Source organism: Faecalicoccus acidiformans (genome assembly GCF_014202635.1).
Lineage (GTDB): Bacteria > Bacillota_I > Bacilli_A > Erysipelotrichales > Erysipelotrichaceae > Faecalicoccus > Faecalicoccus acidiformans.
The window spans coordinates 39,302-59,098 of the sequence record NZ_JACHHD010000015.1; the positions used below are offsets into that span (position 1 = coordinate 39,302).

The following is a 19,797-nucleotide window of genomic DNA, read 5'->3' on the forward strand; positions in this document are numbered from 1 at the left end:
TGGAATGTTTCTTTTTCTTTATGAAAACGATTTCATTTCATTGAAAAAATGCTATAATAAGCTCGTAGATTTAGGAGGATTTCTTTATGTCACTTGTACAAGAAAGATATGAAAAATGGGTCAACCATCCAAATTTAGATCCTCGTTATAAGGATGATTTGGCAAATATGACCGAAGAAGAAAAAAATGATGCATTTTATACGTTGATCGAATTTGGAACCGCCGGGATGAGAGGTCTTTTAGGGCCGGGAACCAATCGTATCAACATTCATACGATCCGTAAAGCAACGCAGGGATATGCCAACTATATTCAAAAAGCAGGACCGGAGGCATGCCAGGCAGGAATCGCGATCGGATATGATAATCGACATATGTCCAAGGAATTAGCTTTTGATTGTGCTGATTTGCTCGCAAAAAATAATATTCGTTCTTATGTATTTGAATCTTTGCGCCCAACACCGGAATTGAGTTTTGCGGTTCGTCATCTGCATTGCTTTGGCGGCATTATGATCACAGCCAGTCATAATCCAAAAGAATATAATGGTTACAAGCTTTATGATGATAAAGGCTGTCAGCTGGTTCCGGCTTTAGCCAGTCAGGTGATTGGAGAGGTCAACGCCATTGAGGATGAACTTGCTATTGATGCTAAATGTACCGACGAACAGAAGAAGTTGGTTACGGTTATCGGCAAAGATGTGGATGAAGAATACTATAAAAATGTTTTGAGTATCCAATTGAATCCGGATGTCAAAAAGGATATCAAGATTGTTTTCTCGCCAGAACATGGGACAGCCAATATTCCGGTCCAGGAAGTTTATAAACGTGCCGGATATACTTGCATACCTGTTGTAGAACAATGCACGCCAGATCCAGATTTTTCGAACACTCCAACACCAAATCCAGAACAACCTGGAGCATATGAATTGGCTTTGAAATATGCCAAGGAAAACGATGCAGATGTGATCTTGGTGTGTGACCCGGATGCTGACCGTATGGGAGTCGGTGTTAAACATAATGGCGAGTATGTCGTATTGACCGGTAACCAGTCAGGTTCGGTAGAAATTGAATATATTTGTTCTCAACTGAAGGAAAAAGGATTAATGCCTGAAAATCCGGTGATGTTCAATACAGTAGTTACAAGTGATCTTGGTGAAAAAGTAGCTGCGGATTATGGGGTTTCAACTGAAAAAACATTGACCGGCTTCAAGTTCATTGGAGAAAAAGTTGCCAAATATGAAGTTACTCATGAAAAGAATTATGTATTTGGCTATGAAGAATCTTACGGATCTTTGATTAAACCTTTTGTTCGTGATAAAGATGCCCCTCAGGCTTGTTTGATGTTGGCAGAGGCTGCCAGCTACTATAAACAACAAGGGAAAGATCTTGTGGATGTTCTTGATGGTTTGTATGAACGCCATGGAACATACGAAGAAAGTCAAGTTGCTTTGACATTGTCTGGAGAAGCAGGAGCCAATCGAATTAAAGAGATTTTAGCGAATCTGCGTAAAGATGCTCCATCACAGATTAACGGGGTTAAGGTCGTTCGCAGCGAAGACTATAAAGAATGTACGATCAAAGAAGGAGATACAGTTACTGAATTGACCGGATTTACAAAATCGGATGTCTTAAAATATTATTTGGAAGATGGAAGTTGGATTGCGGTCCGCCCGAGTGGAACAGAACCAAAATGTAAGTTCTATTATTGTATCAAGGGGAACTCAAAAGAAGATGCCCATGAAAAGACCGTTGCTTATCAGCAGGCAATGAAAGAATTGACAAACAGTTAAAACAAAAAGTACCGCCAGTGAAATGAATTGGCGGTACTTTTATATTTAGTATCAATCCAAATTTTGAAGGAAATGCTCAATGCGATCACATGCTTCTTTGAGGTGGTCTATACTATATGCATAAGAAATTCGAATAAAACCTTCACCGTGTTCGCCGAATGCGTTGCCTGGGACACAGGCAACTTTTTCTTTTTCCAAGAGCTTTTCACAGAATTCTTCACAGGTCATTCCGGTCTTTTGGATGTTTGGGAAAACATAGAATGTTCCATGAGGCATATTCGTATCCAATCCCATGCGATTTAATCGGTTGACTAACAAATTTCTACGATTCAAATAATCGTTGCGCATGCGGATGACATCATCCAATCCGTGAGTCATGGCTTCAATCGCAGCATACTGTGCCTGTGTTGGGGCAGACATGATCACATACTGATGAATTTTTGTCATGGCATCAGAGACATCTCGGTTTGCTAAAGCATAGCCCAGACGCCATCCTGTCATCGCAAAAGCTTTTGAAAATCCGTTGACTACAATGATTTGGTCACGAACTTCATCAAATTGAGCTAAAGAAGCAAATTCTTGGTCAAAACTAAGTTCTGCATAGATTTCATCACTGACAACGTAGATGCCGGTTTCTTTGATGATGGGAACAAGCTTTTCATAGTCTTCCTTTGTCATGACACCGCCCGTTGGGTTGCTTGGGTAGTTGATGATCATGGCCTTGGTTTTTGGAGTAATGGCCTTTTTTAAATCTTCCGGCAAACATTTAAACTCCGTTTCTTCTTTTAGAACGATAGGAACCGGTATTCCGCCGGCTAATTCAATGGTTGGTGCATATGCTACATAATTCGGATCTAGAACAATGACTTCATCGCCTGGCTCCACTAGTGTTCGCATAGCTAAGTCAATGGCTTCGCTACCGCCCACGGTCACTAGCGTTTCGGTCTTGGGATCATAGTTTTGATGATAGCGGATGGCATGGAATTGACATATTGCTTGACGCAGTTCTAAAAGACCTCGATTGGCGGTATAGTGTGTTTTTCCTACCGACATGGAATGAATGGCGTTTTCACAGATATGCCACGGGGTATCAAAATCGGGTTCGCCGACCCCCAGAGAAATAACGCCTTTCATAGTATTTGCCAAATCAAAAAATTTTCGGATACCGCTAGGTTTCATTGCCTTAACGGTAGGATTGATGGATTTGATCATGGTGTCACCACCAGTCTAGGTTCTTCCGGCTGGACTTCATCTTGCATTAAAATACCACTTTGTTTATATTGCTTTAAAACAAAAAGGGTTTTAGTGGATTGCACATTTTCTACGCAGGCAATTTTGTCGGAGACAAAGCGGGCTACCTCAAACATGGTTTTTCCTGAGACTAAGCATAAGAAATCGCAATCGCCACTTAAAAGATACATCGTTTCCACTTCGGGATATTTCGCAATTAAAAGTGCGGTTTTGTCATAGCCCTGATTTCTTTGTGGAGTACAGTTGACTTCGATATAAGCCATCACTTTTTGATCTTTTTGTGCTTTGTTGTAATTGATGACCGTGTGATAGCCACAAATGATCTTATCTTTTTCTAATTGTTCGATCTGCTGCGCGATATAATCTTTATCCTCGTTGAGAATGTCGGCCAGATCCTGACTGGTCAGGCGGGCATTGTTTTCTAATAAATCTAAAATGGTTCCTTGATTCATACGTACACCTCCTGAAGTATAATCACTATTCTAGCACAGAATCAAAAGATTGGCACTTCCTTTCCATCCTTTTAAATGGACAGGGATCGAATGAAAAATGGGCGTAAAATCAGTCTGAAACAAAAGGGTCACTGATTGACAAAAAAGACTTTAGTTTTTATAATGATGTTGTTAATTTAAAGGAGGATTTACTGATATGACAGTAAAAGTTGCAATCAACGGTTTTGGACGTATCGGACGTTTAGCATTCCGTCAGATGTTCGGTGCCGAAGGGTATGAAGTTGTTGCTATCAACGACTTGACCAGCCCTAAAATGTTAGCTCATTTGTTAAAGTATGACTCTACTCAGGGTACTTATGCAAAAGCTGATACAGTTAAAGCTGGTGAAAACTCTATCACTGTTGATGGAAAAGAAATCACAATTTATGCAGAAGCAGATGCTTCTAAACTGCCTTGGGGAGAACTGGGCGTAGATGTTGTTTTGGAATGTACAGGATTCTATACTTCAAAAGCAAAAGCTGAAGCTCATATCAAAGCTGGTGCTCGTAAAGTTGTTATCTCTGCTCCAGCCGGAAATGATCTTCCAACGATCGTTTACAATGTAAACCATGAAACATTGACTCCAGAAGATACAGTTATCTCTGCAGCTAGCTGTACAACAAACTGCTTGGCTCCTATGGCTAACGCATTGAACAAATTAGCACCAATCGAATCTGGTATCATGACTACAGTTCATGCATACACTGGTGACCAGATGACTTTGGATGGTCCTCAGCGTAAAGGTGACCTTCGTCGTAGCCGTGCTGCTGCTGTTAACATTGTTCCTAACTCTACAGGCGCTGCTAAAGCTATCGGTTTGGTTATCCCTGAATTGAACGGAAAACTGATTGGTTCTGCTCAGCGTGTTCCAACTCCTACAGGATCAACTACGATCTTAGTAGCTGTATGTAAAGGAAAAGTTACAGTTGACGAAATCAATGCTGCTATGAAAGCTGCAGCCACTGAATCTTTCGGTTATACGGAAGAACAATTAGTATCTAGTGATATCATCGGTATGCGTTATGGTTCATTGTTCGATGCTACTCAAACAATGGCTCATGAAATGGAAAATGGTGATACTCAAGTTCAGGTTGTTTCTTGGTATGACAATGAAAATTCTTACACGAGCCAGATGGTTCGTACAATCAAATACTTCTCTGAATTAGGATAAGATTTGATTTAAGAAACTCATTACAGGATCCTTCGGGATCCTTTTTTTTGTGAATTTGCTTTCCTTGAAATATAGGTAGTTTTAAGGTATTCTAAATGTACACTGGAGGGAAAGAGTATGCCAATCAAACAACGGTTAGTAGAAGATGATCGAGACGAACTTACAGAAGATGTAGACGATCTGGATGCTGCCTATATCCAAACTTTGAAAGATTTAGGAGTAGACCGTGATTTATTGGAACAATTTCGTGATCTGACTCTCGAGAACAAAACAGAAGACTGACATAGACCCGCGTCTATGTTTTTTTACAGAGAAAGAAGGAAAAAAATGAATCTTTATAACAGTTATACTCAGACTATCGAACCTTTAAAGCCTATTGAACCAGGAAAGGTATCCATGTATGTCTGCGGACCAACCGTATATAATGAGCCTCATGTTGGGAATGCCCGGCCCATTGTGGTTTTTGACACATTGAAGAAAGCTCTGCAACTGCAGGGAATGGAAGTGATGTTTGTCAGTAATTATACAGATGTGGATGACAAGATCATCAAAACAGCAATTGAACAAAACGTGAGTGAAAAAGAAATTACAGATCGATATATCGAGGCTTATAATCGCGTTCGAAGGGATTTGCACGCAGATTTGCCAGATATAGCTCCTCGTGTTACAGAAACAATGGATGAAATCATTTCTTTTATTCAAAAATTGATCGACCGTGGAGCAGCTTATCAAGTGGATGGGGATGTTTACTTCCGGGTCATGAGCGATCATACATATGGAGAATTATCTCATCAAAAAATGGAAGACTTGATGGTTGGTGCTCGTATTGATGAAAATACGAAAAAAGAGAATCCTCTGGATTTTACTTTATGGAAGAAGACAGATCAAGGCATCCAATGGGATTCTCCTTGGTCAAAGGGACGCCCAGGATGGCACACTGAATGTGTGGTCATGATCCAAGATGTTTTCCAAAAATCATTGATCGATATCCATGGCGGGGGATTGGATTTGAAATTCCCTCATCATGAAAATGAAATGGCGCAATGTCGTATGTGCTCATCTACACCACTCGCAAATATGTGGGTACATAATGGGATGATCAATATTCAAAATGAAAAGATGTCTAAGTCTTTAGGCAACGTTTGGTGGGCTAAGGATCTGATTCGTGATCATGGTGGGAATGTCATTCGTTGGATGATGATCTCAGTACATTATCGCGCTCCTTTAAATTTAAGCGCAGAAGCCATTGAAACATCTAAAAAAGAACTTCAAAAGATTCAGACGGCATATAAACAAGCTATTGTAAAGCTGCAGTTAGAAAATGCTCCGAAAGTTGAAGCGGATCCGCAAATGATGCAAGAATTTATCGATGCATTGAATGATGATCTAAATACACCGAATGCGATTTCTGTGGTGTATGAAGTGGTAAAAACGATCAATCAAACATTGCGTTCTCGTCCAATGCCAACGGAAAAACTGGCTTCCAGCACAAAAGCGCTAGAAACGATGCTTTCGGTATTGGGCATTGAATTGGATGCGATCCTTCTTAGTGAAGAAGATAAAAAAATGTATCGTGATTGGCGCAAAGCAGTCAAAGAAAAAGAATTTTCGGTAGCTGATTCTTATCGTTCCAAGCTTCAGGAGAAGGGAATCCTCTAATGGAGGTTGTCACACATAACGCAACCAGCTTGGCTTGGATGGGAGATGCTTTAATGACATTGCGGGTTCGTGAACATCTTTTGAATCAGGGATATCAAAAACCAGATATTCTGCAAAAGAAAAGCGCAAGAATCTGCAGCGCCAAAGCGCAGGCAAGAATCTTAGAGGCATTGAAGGAAGAAGCTTTTTTCACGGAAAGGGAGCAGCAAATTCTTCAAAGAGGCCGAAACGCCACAATTCATTCAAAAGCCAAGAATGCCGATGGCAAGACTTATTTAGAAGCGACAGCTTTGGAAGCCCTTTTAGGCTATTTGTATCTTTATGGACATGCTGATCGATTGGAAGTTTGTCTGCAGGCTATTCTAAAAAAGGGAGATTCTTTATGATCGTATATGGAAAAAATGTATTCACACAGCTGGAACAAGATCCTGATTCGATTGAACGGATCTATCTTCAAAAAGGAATCCGTGATCGAAAGCTGATTGATCGAGTGCAAAGACTGAAATGCGATATTCAGTATATGGACCGCAATCAGTTGGATCAGCTGGTCAAAGATCGTCATCATAACGGAATCGCTTTAAAGGTTTGTCCGATCCCGGAATTGAGTTTAGAGGAACTGATTCAAAAAGCAGATCGTCCGGGATTGCTGGTGGCCCTGGACGGAATCCAGGACCCCCATAATTTAGGTGCCATTTTAAGAACTTGTGATTGCGTGGGAGCCGATGGAGTGATTCTATGTCGACACAACAGTGTTTCTTTGACACCAACTGCTGTTAAGGCGAGTACCGGAGCTGCTTATACGATCCCTGTTTGTACGGTGACCAATCTCAAGAATGCTTTGAATCAATGCAAGGAAAACGGGTATTGGGTCATTGGCAGCGATATGGAAGGTGCAAGAGATTATCGTGAAGGGATCTATGATGTACCGTTGGTCTTAGTTATCGGCTCAGAGGGGAAAGGAATCTCTCCTCTTGTGAAAAAACAGTGTGATTATATGATCAAACTTCCTATGGAAGGAAAAATCACATCATTGAACGCCAGTGTGGCTTGTGCCGTGTTGTTGTATCAGATTTATCAAGCTCGACATCCTCTGTAATTTCTTTTCGCTCTGGAAAGGGCAAAAGAATGAATAAAAATATCAATCTTTATATTTATTTGTTTTTTCTGAAAGATGAAGAAGCGTTTTTAATCTTAAAAGAAATTTTCAGACCTCTGATCTATCATACTATTGGAACATTTCATGTTCACTCCACAGATTGCTCATGGAATCAAAGTGATTTCTTCATGGTAGCAGATATGGTCTTATTGAAATGTCTTTATTATTTTCGAATTCATACAAGATATAATTTTGCATCTTTTTATAAGTTTTCTTTGAACAATAAGATCAAAGATATCTGTCGAACAAATCGAAGAAATTCCATTCCGCAAGACATGGAAATCGTTCATCTGGATTATTTGGTTTCGGAAGAAAGATCACAATATGCCGTAGAAAAGATCGATGCACAGCGTTTTTCTCTTCATGAAACAGTGGTAAATAAGCTTTTGTATGATGAATTGATCCAGAAGCTTTTTTTACAAATGGATGAAACTGCCCAAAATGTACTGAAGTTATGGTTGCAGGGATATAAACGAAAAGAGATTTGTCAAATTCTCAATCTTCGTGTCTATGAAGTTGCTCGTATCCTAGAAAAAGTGAAAAATTATCGAGTCTCAATTGACTAAGAGTAGTTTAAATGTTAAATTGATTAAGTTATGGGGGTGTTGAAATATGGCCGATAAAGTAATATTGACTTGCACAGAATGTCTTTCAAGGAATTATGTAACGACCAAAAACAAAAAAACCAATACCCAGCGATTAGAAGTAAAAAAATATTGTCCAAAATGTGGAAAACATACTCTGCATAAAGAAACAAAGTAAAGGAGTCTATATGGCAAAGAATAAAGAAAAGAAAGAAAAAAAATATCGTACATATTCCCCGAAAGGAATTATTCGTGAATTAAAACAAGTTCAATGGCCAGGATTTAAAGGGTTGATGAAATCTAGCGGTCTGGTTATCTTGTTTACGCTTTTGTTTGGCCTTTACTTCTTTATCTGTGAGATTTTGGCCAGCGGATTGATTCAAGTGATCGTAGGCTAGTGAGGAGGATCGCATATGGCAGAAGAATTAAAAAAAGAATGGTATGTTGTTAATACGTATGCAGGGCAGGAAAACCGGGTAAAAGAAAATTTGGAACGCCGTATCAGCACGATGGGGCTGGAAGATTATCTTTTTCAAATCGTAGTTGCTGAAGAAAAAGAAATCGAATATAAAAATGGTAAACCGGTTGAAAAGACTCGAAACCTCTTCTCCGGTTATGTTTTAGTTCAAATGATCATGACGGACGAGGCTTGGTATGTTGTTCGTAATACGCCAGGGGTTACTGGGTTTATCGGATCATCCGGAAAAGGGGCAAAACCATTCCCGGTGGCTCAAGAGGAAATTGATTCTGTATTGCGTCGTTTAGGACGTCAGGATGTCAATGTCCAGGTGGATTTCCAAGTGGGCGATACTGTGGAGATCTTGAGTGGAGCCTTTAAAAATTCTGAAGGTGTTGTTGAAGCGATGGATGAAGAAAAACAAGAAGCAACCGTGCTGTTGATATTGTTTGGAAGAGAGACACCAACAGAAATTCCTTATATGGATCTAAAGAAAGTCGACTAGACTTTCTTTTTTTCAAGGAGATGAACATGAAAACCTTATTATTGGATCTGGATGGCACAATGTATCGAGGGGATGCGGTCATTGAGAGTGCCAAGATTTTTTTGGAAGCTTGTCAAAAACATAAGATCCCTTATATTTTTTTGACTAATAATTCTATGCGAACACGCGAAGAAAATGTTTCTCATATGGAAAAAATGGGCTATCGAGGCATAAAACCCGAACAGTTTTATAACAGCGCCATGGCGAGTGTCCAATATGTAAAAACACATTATACAGGAAACAAGGCATATTATTTAGGGAAAGCAGGGCTATGGCAGGCGTTGACGGAAGAAGGCTATCGTATTACGGATCAAGATCCCGATTTCGTTTTTGTCGGCTTGAATAAAGAGGCGACTTATGCTGAGTATTCAAAAGCGTTGACCTTTCTTTTACAGGGAGCAAAATTGATTGGAACGAACCAGGATCGGATTTTGGCTAAACCAGACGGGTTCGAAATTGGCAATGGAAGTGTTGTCGCGATGTTTGAATATGCATCCAATCAAAAATCACCGGATATCGCAAAACCTCATACACCAATTCTGGACCTGTGTTTACGGCACTATGATCTTCAAAAAGAAGATGTGATTTTGATTGGAGATAATTTAGAAACGGATATACTTTTAGGAAAGAACGCTGGTGTAGAAACGGTATTCGTACAGACAGGTGTACATATGGTGAAAGACATCTCGCGTTTAGGAATCGAACCGGATCATATTGTTACGGATCTGAGAGATTGTTTGGACTTTTCTTTTGGATCGTTTATGTTATAATTGTAGCGTCTAGAAAGAGTGAGGGATATGGCAGATATTTTGAATGTGATTTTGATGATTCTTTCAGGGATCATTATTATATTAGTTTTATTACAAAGCGGTAAATCCGATGGTTTGAGTGCTGCGTTCACAGGGAGCGGGGATTTGAACCTGTTTGCAGTACAGAAAGAGAGAGGACCCGAGAAAGTCATTTCTCGTATGACTTTGATTTGTGGTATCTTATTTTTTGCTTTAGTGATTGCATTACAAATCGTTTAAGGAAGACCGTTAAGGTCTTTTTTTGGTGGTGATTTTATGGAAAAAGAACAATTAATAGAAGCTTTTCGAAAAAAGAAACAATGGACGATCAAAGAATTAGAACGAAAATTCCAGTGCCAGTCTTCTAAAGATTTTACAAGTTTGATTCAAAATCTCAATGCTTTGGAACAGGAACGTTTCCTTTGTAACAACCATAATGTTTATTTTTTGATTGACGATGACGAATATATGATCGGCAAGGTCAAAGATGTTTCAAAATGGGAATTTGCGGTGATTCAGAAGGATCGAAAAGTGTATGTACCAAAAAAATATGCTCGTAACATTTTTGACAAAGATGAGGTTTTAGTACATAAAGGAAAAAAATTCAATGAGATTATCCATGTCTATTCTCGAGGCATCACTTGGGTTACAGGCACCTTTTATTGGAAAAAAGATCATTTTATCTTTTATAGCGATTTAGATATGCATACTCGTTTTTTGATTCGTAATCTTGATGACTACTCTCTGTCTCATCGCATGAAAGCTGTTCTCAAGATCGAAAAATATGGGGATCCTTTAGTGTGCTCAATTGATCGCCTGCTGGGGTATGAATATGAGAAAGGAATGGATATTACGGCTATCTTATCTCGCCATCATGTACGCCAGTATTTCTCGGAACCAGTTATGGATCAAGCCAATGCTTTAGAAAAAGAAGTCAACAAACATGATTTGGTTGGTCGTGAAGACTTTCGCAATCTGTTGACGGTTACGATCGACGGGGATGATGCACGTGATTTTGATGATGCGATCTCAATTGAAAGTCTTTCGAGCGGATATCGTCTTTATGTTCATATTGCGGATGTATCTTATTATGTCAAGGAAGGCAGTTTTATCGATCAGGAAGCATTTGCTCGATCAACGAGTATTTATGTCGCAGATCGTGTTGTTCCGATGTTGCCGTTTTCTTTAAGTAATGGAATCTGTTCTTTGAATCCGCATGTTGATCGCTGTACGCTTACTTGTATTATGGATATAGATTTAAATGGTCATATTATTTCCAGTCGAATCGTTCCTTCTGTGATTCATTCGGATATGCGATGCACATATACAAAAGTTAATGCGTTTTTAGAAGGAGATCCGGATGTTTGTAAAGAATATGAATCGATTGGTAAGTTGTTAAAAGATTTTGAAGCTTGTTCCCGACAGTTACAAAAACGTGCTGTAGAACGAGGCACGGTCGATTTTAATACCGTTGAATCGGATCTGATCTTGGACGATAAAGGAAAATGTATTGATGTTCGCTGTAAAGAAAGAGGATTTGCGCAGGAGATGATCGAACAGGCGATGATCAGTGCAAATGTATGCGTGGCCCATACATTGAATTCATTACAGATTCCTGGAATCTATCGGGTTCACGAAAAACCCGATCCGGAAAAATTATCTTCTTTATTGCAGTTGGCACAGTCATTAGGCATAAAGTCTTCATTTTATCCAGATGATGTCACACCTAAACAATTACAAGTATTTTTGGATTCTATCAAAGATCTGGATCTTTCGCAGATTATGAGTACATTGGCCTTACGATCAATGCAAAGAGCGCGTTATGACGCTTCCTGTTTAGGACATTATGGTTTGGCTTTGAAAGAGTATTGTCACTTTACGTCACCGATTCGTCGATACCCGGACCTTATCGTCCATCGGATGCTCAGAAGATATCTCTTTAGAAAGTATTCCACTTTGCGTGAAAAAGACTATGGAAAATGTGAGCGGCAAGCTTACTTTGTCTCTGAAAGAGAAAATGAGGCTGTTTTGACCGAAAGAGAAGTGACTGATTGTAAAAAAGCGGAATATATGGAGGATAAGATTGGTCAGACATTTACCGGAAAGATCGTCAGTGTACAAGCATTTGGTTTCTTTGTAGAGTTGCCCAATACCATAGAAGGCTTAGTTCCTTTACATAGTCTAGTTGATGATTTTTATAATTATGATGAAATGGCTTCTTGTTTGACAGGAGAGGCGACCAAGAAAAAATATCAATTGGGGCAGAAAATCGATGTAATCTGTGTCGGTGCTGATAAACTCAAAGGACAAGTTTCCTTTGCATGTAAGGAAGAGTGAGGAATTTATGAAAATTGCAGTATATCTCGGATCCAGTTCGGGAATAGATGAAAAATATTCGAAATTGACAAAAGAGATCGGAAATTGGCTGGTCGAACACAAGCATACCTTGGTTTATGGAGCTGGAAGCAAAGGATTAATGGGTGTTTTGGCCGATACAGTTCATCAAAAAGGCGGGATGATCATCGGTGTTATGCCTGAATTTTTATTGGAACAAGAAAAACTTTATCCGGCGATCGATGAGTTGTATATGGTCGATACGATGTCTAAACGAAAACAAAAGATGATCGATGAGGCAGAAAGCTTTATTGCTTTGCCTGGTGGACCTGGGACTTTGGAAGAAGTAACAGAGATCATTTCTTTAATTCGGCTCAATCGTATTTCTGGATCTTGTGTTCTATGGAATTTGGATGGATATTATCAGCCGTTGAAAGATCAGTTAGACCGCATGATAGAATGTGGGTTTTTAAGTGCCGAGATGATCAATAGGGTTTATTTTATTACTTCCATGGATGAGTTGGATGCTATTTTTCGAAAATGATGTCTTGTTTGGTTCATAATTTGTCTAGATTGGCTCTTGATTTGTCTTTTGATCACGCTTTGTTATAATGCAGACAAGAAGAGGAAGTGGTGACGATGGCAACAGTTCAAGATGTAAAAAATGTCAATCAAGTCATATACTTCTTTTATAGAGGATAAAGCTGGGATGTTAGATTCATTCCAGTTTTTCTGTTTTTTGATCATACAATAAAGAGGAGGAATTAAAATGGATCAAAATTTCAACAAGGTATTCTGGGATGCTTGTGCCAATGGAGATTTCCCAATGGTCTGCGGACAGATCAAAGCAGGTGCTGATGTAAACTATCAAAACGGAGATGGAAGAACGGCCCTGATGCGTGCCGCAAAACGTGATCGGAAAGATGTAGTGCAAGTGCTCATTGATAATGGCGCGGACGTGAATCTAGTGGATAATAAAGGAAAAACGGCTTTGATGGGTGCTGCCAAAAAAGGAAATAAAACGATTTGTAAAGCTTTATTAGATGCCGGAGCAGACGTGAATGCAAAAGACGATCGCGGCCGTACCGCTTTGATGCGTGCTGCCTTATTAGGGCAAGATCGTTGTGTACAAGTTCTTTTGGATGCCGGAGCGGATATCAATGCTCAGGATGAAGTAGGGCGTACTGCTTTAATGGAAGCTTGTATAGCTTTTAAGCGGGATACGATTTCAATTTTGTTAGAAAGAAATGCCAACGTGAATTTATTTGATAATAATGGATGTACAGCTCTGATGCGTGCCGCTTATGGAGGATATCCAAGCCTTGTTGAAAAATTATTGTCTTATGGAGCTGACAAAGATATGCAAGATAAACAAGGGAACGTTGCACTAGATTATGTACGCGAACATTGCCGCGCTCAACTAGAGCCGATCTTAAAGTAGGAGGATGCAGACATGAGAGATTATTTAAGTTCTGAAGTCCGCAATGTAAGCGTGATCGGACATAGTGGAGCCGGTAAAACGAGTGTTTTGGAAGCTATGCTCTACTATACAAAAGCTACGGATCGCTTTGGGAAAACATCGGATGGTAGCAGCATGATCGACTTTGATTCAGAAGAAATCAAACGTGGAATCTCAGTTTATACATCGATTGTTCCGATTGAGTGGGAAGAGTGCAAAATCAATTTTATCGATACGCCAGGCTATTTAGATTTCGTGGGTGAGAAACAAGCAGGTTTTGCGGTAGGAGACAGCTGCCTGATTGTTGTCAATGCGAAAGATGTCTTAGAATCAGGGACAAAAATAGCGTTTAAACAAGCAATCGAAGCCAAAAAACCAACGATTTTCTTTATCAATAAATTGGATGAAGAAAATACAAACTTTGCAGATGCTTATGGACAGCTTCATGAAGAGTTTGGAAAATCGATCATCCCATTTGAAGTTCCGATTGTTGAAAACGGTGAAGTAGTAGGTTCCGTCAATATCATCAAAAACAAAGCATGGTACTATAAGGGCCCTAAAGCGAATTCCGAAATGGCTCAGCCGGTTCCAGAAGATATGGTTGATGAAGTCAGTATGTATAAAGACCAAATTGCAGAAGCCGTGGCAATGGGTGATGACGAGTTGATGGAAAAGTTCTTCTCAGGTGAAGAATTCACGGATGCAGAATTGACAAAAGGTGTCCGTATCGGTGTCCGTAATGGCGAAATATGTCCAGTATTCTCTGGAAGTGCTATTCAATCCATAGGGATCCAACGTCTGATGGATTTGATCATCTCTTATTTCCCAACCTATTCAGAGAAGGGAATGTATACGGCGACTACACCAAATGGTGTAAAGGTTGAACTTTTGACCTCTGAAACAGAAACATTAACAGCCCAAGTTTTTAAGACGATCGTAGACCCATTTGTAGGACGCATCTCTTATTTAAAGGTTTTGAGTGGAGTTCTGAGTTCTGATTCTGTTTTAGTTAATGCCAACAATGGAAAACCAGAAAAAATAAGTTCGATCTATACGATCAAAGGAAAGCACCAGACTGCGGCAGGAAAATTATTCACAGGTGATATTGGAGCTTTGGTCAAACTGCAGAATACAAAGACAAATGATACTTTGTGTGAAAAAGGAAAGCTCTTGATCGCCGATCCAATCCAATTTGATGAACCGATGTTTGGACAAGCCATTTTTCCAAAATCGAAAAATGACGAAGATAAGCTTTCAAATGGTTTAGCCCGTTTAGTAGAGGAAGATCCAACATTTAAAGTCGTTAACAATGCTGAAACCAAAGAAACTGTTATTTATGGAATTGGGGACCAGCATTTGGATGTCATGCTGAATAAACTAAAGAATAAATATAAGGCCGAAGTCATTCTTCAAGATCCAAAAGTAACATATCGGGAAACGATTACGAAAAAAGCCATGGGAGAAGGACGCCATAAGAAGCAATCTGGAGGACATGGACAGTTTGGACATGTATTCGTTGAATTTGAACCGAATCCGGGAGTTGAGGAAATGGAATTTGATGAGCGTGTCTTCGGCGGTGCAGTTCCGAAACAATATTTCCCAGCTGTAGAAAATGGATTACGTGAATGCTGCAACGAAGGCACATTAGCCGGATATAAAATGGTTAATATCAAAACTACGTTGACGGATGGAAAATATCACGATGTGGACTCCAGTGAGATGGCATTCAAATTGGCAGCGCGTCTTGCTTTCAAAGATGCAATGACCAAATGTCATCCTATCTTGTTAGAGCCGATCATGAATATCGTTGTTACAGTTCCGGATGAATATACGGGAGCCGTAATTGGAGATCTGAATAAACGTCGCGGGGCTATTATGGGGATGACGCCAGAAGATGGTGACCAAATCATTGAAGCGCAGGTACCAATGGCCGAGATGGCACGTTATTCTATCGAACTTCGCTCTATGACACAAGGGCTTGGACGATATACCATGGAAATGGATCGCTATGATCCGGTGCCGGAACCACAGGCTAGCCGCATCGTTCAAGCACATCAAAAAGAACAATGATTCAAATAGAAGTCGTCTTGTGCGGCTTCTTTTTTTCCTTGGTTTTGGTATAATAAAGCGCGGTGAGATTATGAAAACTTTTCAACATTTTTTGACATACTATAAACCATATTTAGGCGTTTTCTTCTTAGACTTATTCTGTGCCTTTTTAGTTTCTGTTATCGATTTAGCATTTCCTTTGATCTTGACATATTGTACCGATGTCTTATTCATTCAAAAATCGGCCGAAATTTTGGACGGACTTTTGATACTCGGCCTATTTTTATTCGGCATGTATTTGATTCGTGCGGTTTGCCGATACTATGTCAGTGCCCAGGGACACATCATGGGAAGTTATATGGAACGCGATATGCGAAAGGATCTCTTTGATCAATATCAAAGATTGTCCTTCTCTTATTATGATCGTCATAATACGGGAATCATGATGTCGCGCGTTGTCAGTGATTTATTTGAAATTTGCGAATTTGCACATCATGGCCCTGAAAATCTTTTCATTTCTTTAGTCAAGATTATAGGTTCATTTGTGATCTTAGCTTTTATTTTTTGGCCGCTGGCTTTAATTCTGTTTTTGGTAACGATGATCATGTTGGTTTTCAGCTATTTTCAGAACAAAAAGATGCAGGAGACCTTTATGGATAACCGTCGTAAGATTGGGGAAGTGAATGCATCTTTACAAGATTCTTTAGCGGGAATACGCATCGTTCAGTCTTTTACGAATGAGGAGATTGAAAAAACAAAATTTGAACATTCTAATGATGAATTCTTGGAGTCTAAAAAGCGTAACTATCATGTCATGGGAACGTATTATTCTTTTAACAATTTTTTTCAAGGAATGCTTTATCTGACTGTGATCGTGGCAGGTGGTCTCTTTGTAGCTCAAGGAGAGCTGAGTCCTTTGACACTGGCCACGTTTGCACTTTATATCAACATTTTTGTAGCTCCAATTGATATTTTGGTTGAATTTACAGAAATGTTCCAAAAAGGTTTTTCGGGGTTTAAGCGTTTTGAAGAAGTGATGAAGGAGATTCCAGAAATCCAGGATGCCAAAGATGCGAAGGATTTGGAACATGTTCGAGGAGACATTTGTTTTGAAGATGTTTCTTTTACATATAATAAAGAAGAATCGGTTCTAGAACACGTGAATCTGACTATACCTGCAGGTCAAAAATTAGCTTTAGTAGGGCCAAGCGGCAGTGGTAAAACGACACTTTGTTCTTTGATTCCCCGGTTTTATGATGTGGACCAAGGACGTGTTTTAGTGGATGGACAAGATGTCCGGGATTTAAAATTGAAATCTTTGCGACAGGCTATTGGCTTAGTTTCTCAAGATGTTTATTTATTTTCAGGCACGATTGAGCAAAATATTCGTTATGGCAAACCGAATGCGACAACCAAAGAAATCGTTGAGGCTGCTAAAAAAGCGAATATTCACGAATTCATTCAATCTCTTCCTGAGGGTTATGATACTTATGTTGGAGAAAGAGGCGCTCGTTTATCCGGCGGGCAAAAACAGCGTATATCAATTGCTCGCGTTTTTTTGAAAAATCCAAAGATTTTAATCTTGGATGAAGCAACAAGCGCTTTGGATAATGAAAGTGAACGGATCATACAAAGTTCTTTGGATCGCTTGAGTGAAGGAAGGACGTGTATAACGATCGCTCATCGTCTATCGACGATTCAGAATGCTGATGAGATCGTTGTGATCGATCAGGATGGGATGAAAGAAAAAGGAACTCACGAAGAACTTTTGAAAAAGAATGGAACTTATGCCCGATACTACCATCTTCAATTTTCGAAAGAAGAGGATGAGTAAGGGCAATGAAGGAGAAACGACATGATCCGACCAATTCACACAACAGATTTAGACGCGATTTATAAGATCTACGCTCATTATGTAAACACAACGGCTTATAATTTTGATGATCAACCGAAACCTTTTACAGTTTTTTGTCAAGAAATGAAAGCAATAGCGAGAACATATCCTTTTTATGTGGCAACGTACAAAGATGAAGTCCTAGGTTATGCTTATGTGCATCCGGCTTTTCAGAAAAAGGCATATCAGTATTGTGTAGAAGTAACGATCTATTTTAGAGAAGGAAATCATTATGGAATGGCTTCTAATTTGCTGGAGACATTAGAAAATGCGTGTCGGGAGAACTCGTTTCGCTGGATGATTTCCTGTATTACCGATTCGAATGATCGAAGCATTGCGTTTCACAAAAAACATGGATATATCCAAATGGGGAAGTTGCCAGAATGTGGTTGGAAAGGTGGCCAATGGAATGGAGTGATCTGGATGTGCAAAGATCTTTCATCTTCTTTTTCTTCTTTTATAGCAGACTCGGCGCAAGTGATAGGGGATGTTGAAATCGCTGAGGAATCCAGCATTTGGTTTGGATCTGTCGTTCGTGCGGATCAGGAAAAAATAACGATTGGTAAACAAACTAATATTCAAGATCATTGTACACTGCATTGTTCTGTAGGGCATCCTCTTGTAATCAAAGATCGGGTTACCGTTGGGCACGGAGCGATTGTTCATGGATGTACGATTGAAGACGAAGTGCTGATCGGGATGGGAGCAATCGTCCTTGATGGTGCTTATATTGGCTCTCACTCAATCATTGGAGCTGGGGCATTGATTCCAGAAGGTATGAAAGTTCCGGAAGGGTCTGTCGTTTTGGGCTGTCCTGGGACGATCCGTCATCAAATAACAGCTGAACAGCTGGAAAGAATCAAAAACAACGCGATGGAGTATGTGGAACTCGCAAAACAGTATAAGGGGTAAACTATGGAAAATTTATTGAACTACGTTCATTTACGAAAAGATATTTCTTTCAAGGAACGAAAACTAAATTCAGTCGATTTGTTGATCTTTAGTGAATTAGCCTACGTTGATTTTTCTATAGAAATGGAAAATGGTCCTATTCTATTGCCAGAGGCTTGTAGACACTATATTGAATCCCGTTCCCCTGAATATATCAAAGGTTATTTTTGTTTCTCAAACAACATACCTGTTTTGGTTCAAGAACTTTGCGAGTGTCCTCGGTTTGCTAATGTATGGATCCGGAAAGTAGAGCAATGTAATGACGATGAAAAAAAGATTCAATTTGGAGCGACTCTGTTCCAAATAGAAGATAAAGATATGATTGTGAGTTATCGAGGAACCGATGCGAGTATGACCGGATGGAAAGAAAATATGCAGATGACGTATATGGATGATTTGCCATGTCAAAAGATGGCGGTTTCGTTTTTTGATTCGATCATTGATGAGATTCCTGCGGAGTCTTATCTATTTGGCTTTTTTCAAAAGAAAAAGATCCCGAACTTCTATTTGACCGGCCACTCAAAAGGCGGACACTTGGCTATGTATACATTTTTAAATACTCAATATCCTGCTCAGGTCAAAAAATGTCAGGTGTTTGATGCACCCGGATTTCGTTCATCTTTTGTAAAGTCTTTAGAGAATCGGGATATATTTTCGCAAATTGAAAACATAAAACCGCAAGACTCGATTATTGGGTGCTTAATGGAGCATCCAGAAAAAGAAACAGTTATTAAAGCACAAGAAGAAGGACTTCTTCAACACGATGCGTTTTATTGGTCAATTCAGCCGGAAGGCTTTGAGAAAACAAAGAGTTTATCGATTAAGAGTCATGATACGATTGCTTTGATCGATCGTCTGTTGCTGTCGAAGTCGGACGAACAAAAAAAAGAAGCAATCGATTTGATCTTTTCGATTTTGGATCGCTTGGATATTACATCTGTATCCGGATTGAATGAGATCCACTTTCGGCAGATTTTCCAAGGAGTTATCGAATTAAAAAATATGACACAGGAAGAACGAAAATTCATGTTTGATATTATTCGATTTCTGGTCTCACAAACTGCCTCATGGATGAAAACACAAAAATAGGGATGGTTCTGTTAAATTTAAGAATCACCCTTTTTTTATGGCGCTTTAAATTCTGTTGGGGTTTTCCTAAATTCAATTTAAATCAAATTGGGGTGATTTCACCCCAATTTGTTTTTAAAGGCTCGATTCTATG

The 19,797-nt window shown here is 39.4% G+C and carries 21 protein-coding genes; 19 read left to right on the forward strand and 2 right to left on the reverse strand.

The window, feature by feature from the left end:
• The first annotated feature begins 86 nt into the window (after positions 1–86).
• Positions 87–1,787 (forward strand): phospho-sugar mutase, encoded by a 1,701-nt coding sequence (locus HNQ43_RS07485; protein WP_183376398.1) that lies wholly within the window; start codon positions 87–89, stop codon positions 1,785–1,787.
• A gap of 51 nt (positions 1,788–1,838) precedes the next feature.
• On the opposite strand, the gene HNQ43_RS07490 is transcribed toward HNQ43_RS07485, so the two are convergent.
• Together HNQ43_RS07490 and HNQ43_RS07495 are read right to left on the reverse strand one after the other, a co-directional pair.
• Positions 1,839–2,999: an aminotransferase class I/II-fold pyridoxal phosphate-dependent enzyme gene (locus HNQ43_RS07490; protein WP_183376400.1), complete on the reverse strand. Its 1,161-nt coding sequence runs from the start codon at positions 2,997–2,999 to the stop codon at positions 1,839–1,841.
• A complete protein-coding gene (locus tag HNQ43_RS07495; protein ID WP_183376402.1) occupies positions 2,996–3,490 on the reverse strand; it encodes an Lrp/AsnC family transcriptional regulator in 495 nt (164 codons plus the stop codon). The genes HNQ43_RS07490 and HNQ43_RS07495 overlap by 4 nt, the downstream gene beginning before the upstream one ends.
• Positions 3,491–3,686: 196 nt before the next feature.
• On the opposite strand from HNQ43_RS07495, the gene gap reads away from it, so the two are divergent.
• The 18 genes from gap to HNQ43_RS07585 all read left to right on the forward strand — a co-directional run bounded on the left by gap (position 3,687) and on the right by HNQ43_RS07585 (position 19,664).
• Positions 3,687–4,700, forward strand: a complete 1,014-nt coding sequence (gap, locus tag HNQ43_RS07500; RefSeq protein WP_183376412.1) for a type I glyceraldehyde-3-phosphate dehydrogenase — start codon at positions 3,687–3,689, stop codon at positions 4,698–4,700.
• 117 nt (positions 4,701–4,817) lie between these two features.
• On the forward strand, positions 4,818–4,982 hold the full coding sequence (locus tag HNQ43_RS07505; RefSeq protein ID WP_183376414.1) for a hypothetical protein: 165 nt from the start codon (positions 4,818–4,820) through the stop codon (positions 4,980–4,982).
• A gap of 45 nt (positions 4,983–5,027) precedes the next feature.
• A complete protein-coding gene (gene cysS / locus HNQ43_RS07510) occupies positions 5,028–6,359 on the forward strand; it encodes a cysteine--tRNA ligase (RefSeq protein WP_183376416.1) in 1,332 nt (443 codons plus the stop codon).
• Positions 6,359–6,745 (forward strand): Mini-ribonuclease 3, encoded by a 387-nt coding sequence (locus HNQ43_RS07515; RefSeq protein ID WP_183376418.1) that lies wholly within the window; start codon positions 6,359–6,361, stop codon positions 6,743–6,745. The genes cysS and HNQ43_RS07515 overlap by 1 nt, the downstream gene beginning before the upstream one ends.
• Complete coding sequence (rlmB, locus tag HNQ43_RS07520) at positions 6,742–7,455, forward strand: 23S rRNA (guanosine(2251)-2'-O)-methyltransferase RlmB (RefSeq protein WP_183376420.1); 714 nt, start codon at positions 6,742–6,744, stop codon at positions 7,453–7,455. Before HNQ43_RS07515 ends, rlmB begins: the two co-directional genes overlap by 4 nt.
• A 29-nt stretch (positions 7,456–7,484) precedes the next feature.
• Positions 7,485–8,081: a hypothetical protein gene (locus tag HNQ43_RS07525; RefSeq protein WP_183376421.1), complete on the forward strand. Its 597-nt coding sequence runs from the start codon at positions 7,485–7,487 to the stop codon at positions 8,079–8,081.
• A 46-nt stretch (positions 8,082–8,127) separates the two neighbouring features.
• Positions 8,128–8,277, forward strand: coding sequence for a 50S ribosomal protein L33 (gene rpmG / locus HNQ43_RS07530; protein WP_183376423.1), 150 nt, complete (start codon positions 8,128–8,130; stop codon positions 8,275–8,277).
• 10 nt (positions 8,278–8,287) lie between these two features.
• A complete protein-coding gene (gene secE, locus HNQ43_RS07535; RefSeq protein WP_183376425.1) occupies positions 8,288–8,497 on the forward strand; it encodes a preprotein translocase subunit SecE in 210 nt (69 codons plus the stop codon).
• 15 nt (positions 8,498–8,512) lie between these two features.
• Positions 8,513–9,061, forward strand: coding sequence for a transcription termination/antitermination protein NusG (gene nusG, locus HNQ43_RS07540; RefSeq protein WP_183376427.1), 549 nt, complete (start codon positions 8,513–8,515; stop codon positions 9,059–9,061).
• Between the two features lie 26 nt (positions 9,062–9,087).
• Positions 9,088–9,870 carry an HAD-IIA family hydrolase gene (locus tag HNQ43_RS07545; RefSeq protein ID WP_183376437.1) on the forward strand — a complete coding sequence of 261 codons (783 nt, stop codon included), beginning with the start codon at positions 9,088–9,090 and terminating at the stop codon, positions 9,868–9,870.
• Between the two features lie 27 nt (positions 9,871–9,897).
• Positions 9,898–10,128: a preprotein translocase subunit SecG gene (secG, locus tag HNQ43_RS07550; RefSeq protein ID WP_183376439.1), complete on the forward strand. Its 231-nt coding sequence runs from the start codon at positions 9,898–9,900 to the stop codon at positions 10,126–10,128.
• A gap of 36 nt (positions 10,129–10,164) precedes the next feature.
• The gene (gene rnr, locus HNQ43_RS07555) at positions 10,165–12,225 is read left to right on the forward strand and encodes a ribonuclease R (RefSeq protein WP_183376441.1); all 2,061 of its coding nucleotides are present in this window, start codon (positions 10,165–10,167) and stop codon (positions 12,223–12,225) included.
• A 7-nt stretch (positions 12,226–12,232) separates the two neighbouring features.
• A complete protein-coding gene (locus HNQ43_RS07560) occupies positions 12,233–12,766 on the forward strand; it encodes an LOG family protein (RefSeq protein WP_183376443.1) in 534 nt (177 codons plus the stop codon).
• A 225-nt stretch (positions 12,767–12,991) separates the two neighbouring features.
• Positions 12,992–13,663 (forward strand): ankyrin repeat domain-containing protein, encoded by a 672-nt coding sequence (locus tag HNQ43_RS07565; RefSeq protein ID WP_183376445.1) that lies wholly within the window; start codon positions 12,992–12,994, stop codon positions 13,661–13,663.
• A 12-nt stretch (positions 13,664–13,675) separates the two neighbouring features.
• Positions 13,676–15,751, forward strand: coding sequence for an elongation factor G (gene fusA / locus HNQ43_RS07570; RefSeq protein WP_183376447.1), 2,076 nt, complete (start codon positions 13,676–13,678; stop codon positions 15,749–15,751).
• Positions 15,752–15,821: 70 nt separating this feature from the next.
• Positions 15,822–17,564, forward strand: a complete 1,743-nt coding sequence (locus HNQ43_RS07575) for an ABC transporter ATP-binding protein (protein ID WP_183376449.1) — start codon at positions 15,822–15,824, stop codon at positions 17,562–17,564.
• A gap of 21 nt (positions 17,565–17,585) precedes the next feature.
• Complete coding sequence (locus HNQ43_RS07580) at positions 17,586–18,536, forward strand: GNAT family N-acetyltransferase (protein ID WP_183376451.1); 951 nt, start codon at positions 17,586–17,588, stop codon at positions 18,534–18,536.
• Between the two features lie 3 nt (positions 18,537–18,539).
• A complete protein-coding gene (locus tag HNQ43_RS07585; RefSeq protein WP_183376453.1) occupies positions 18,540–19,664 on the forward strand; it encodes an Mbeg1-like protein in 1,125 nt (374 codons plus the stop codon).
• The last annotated feature ends 133 nt before the right edge of the window (positions 19,665–19,797 follow it).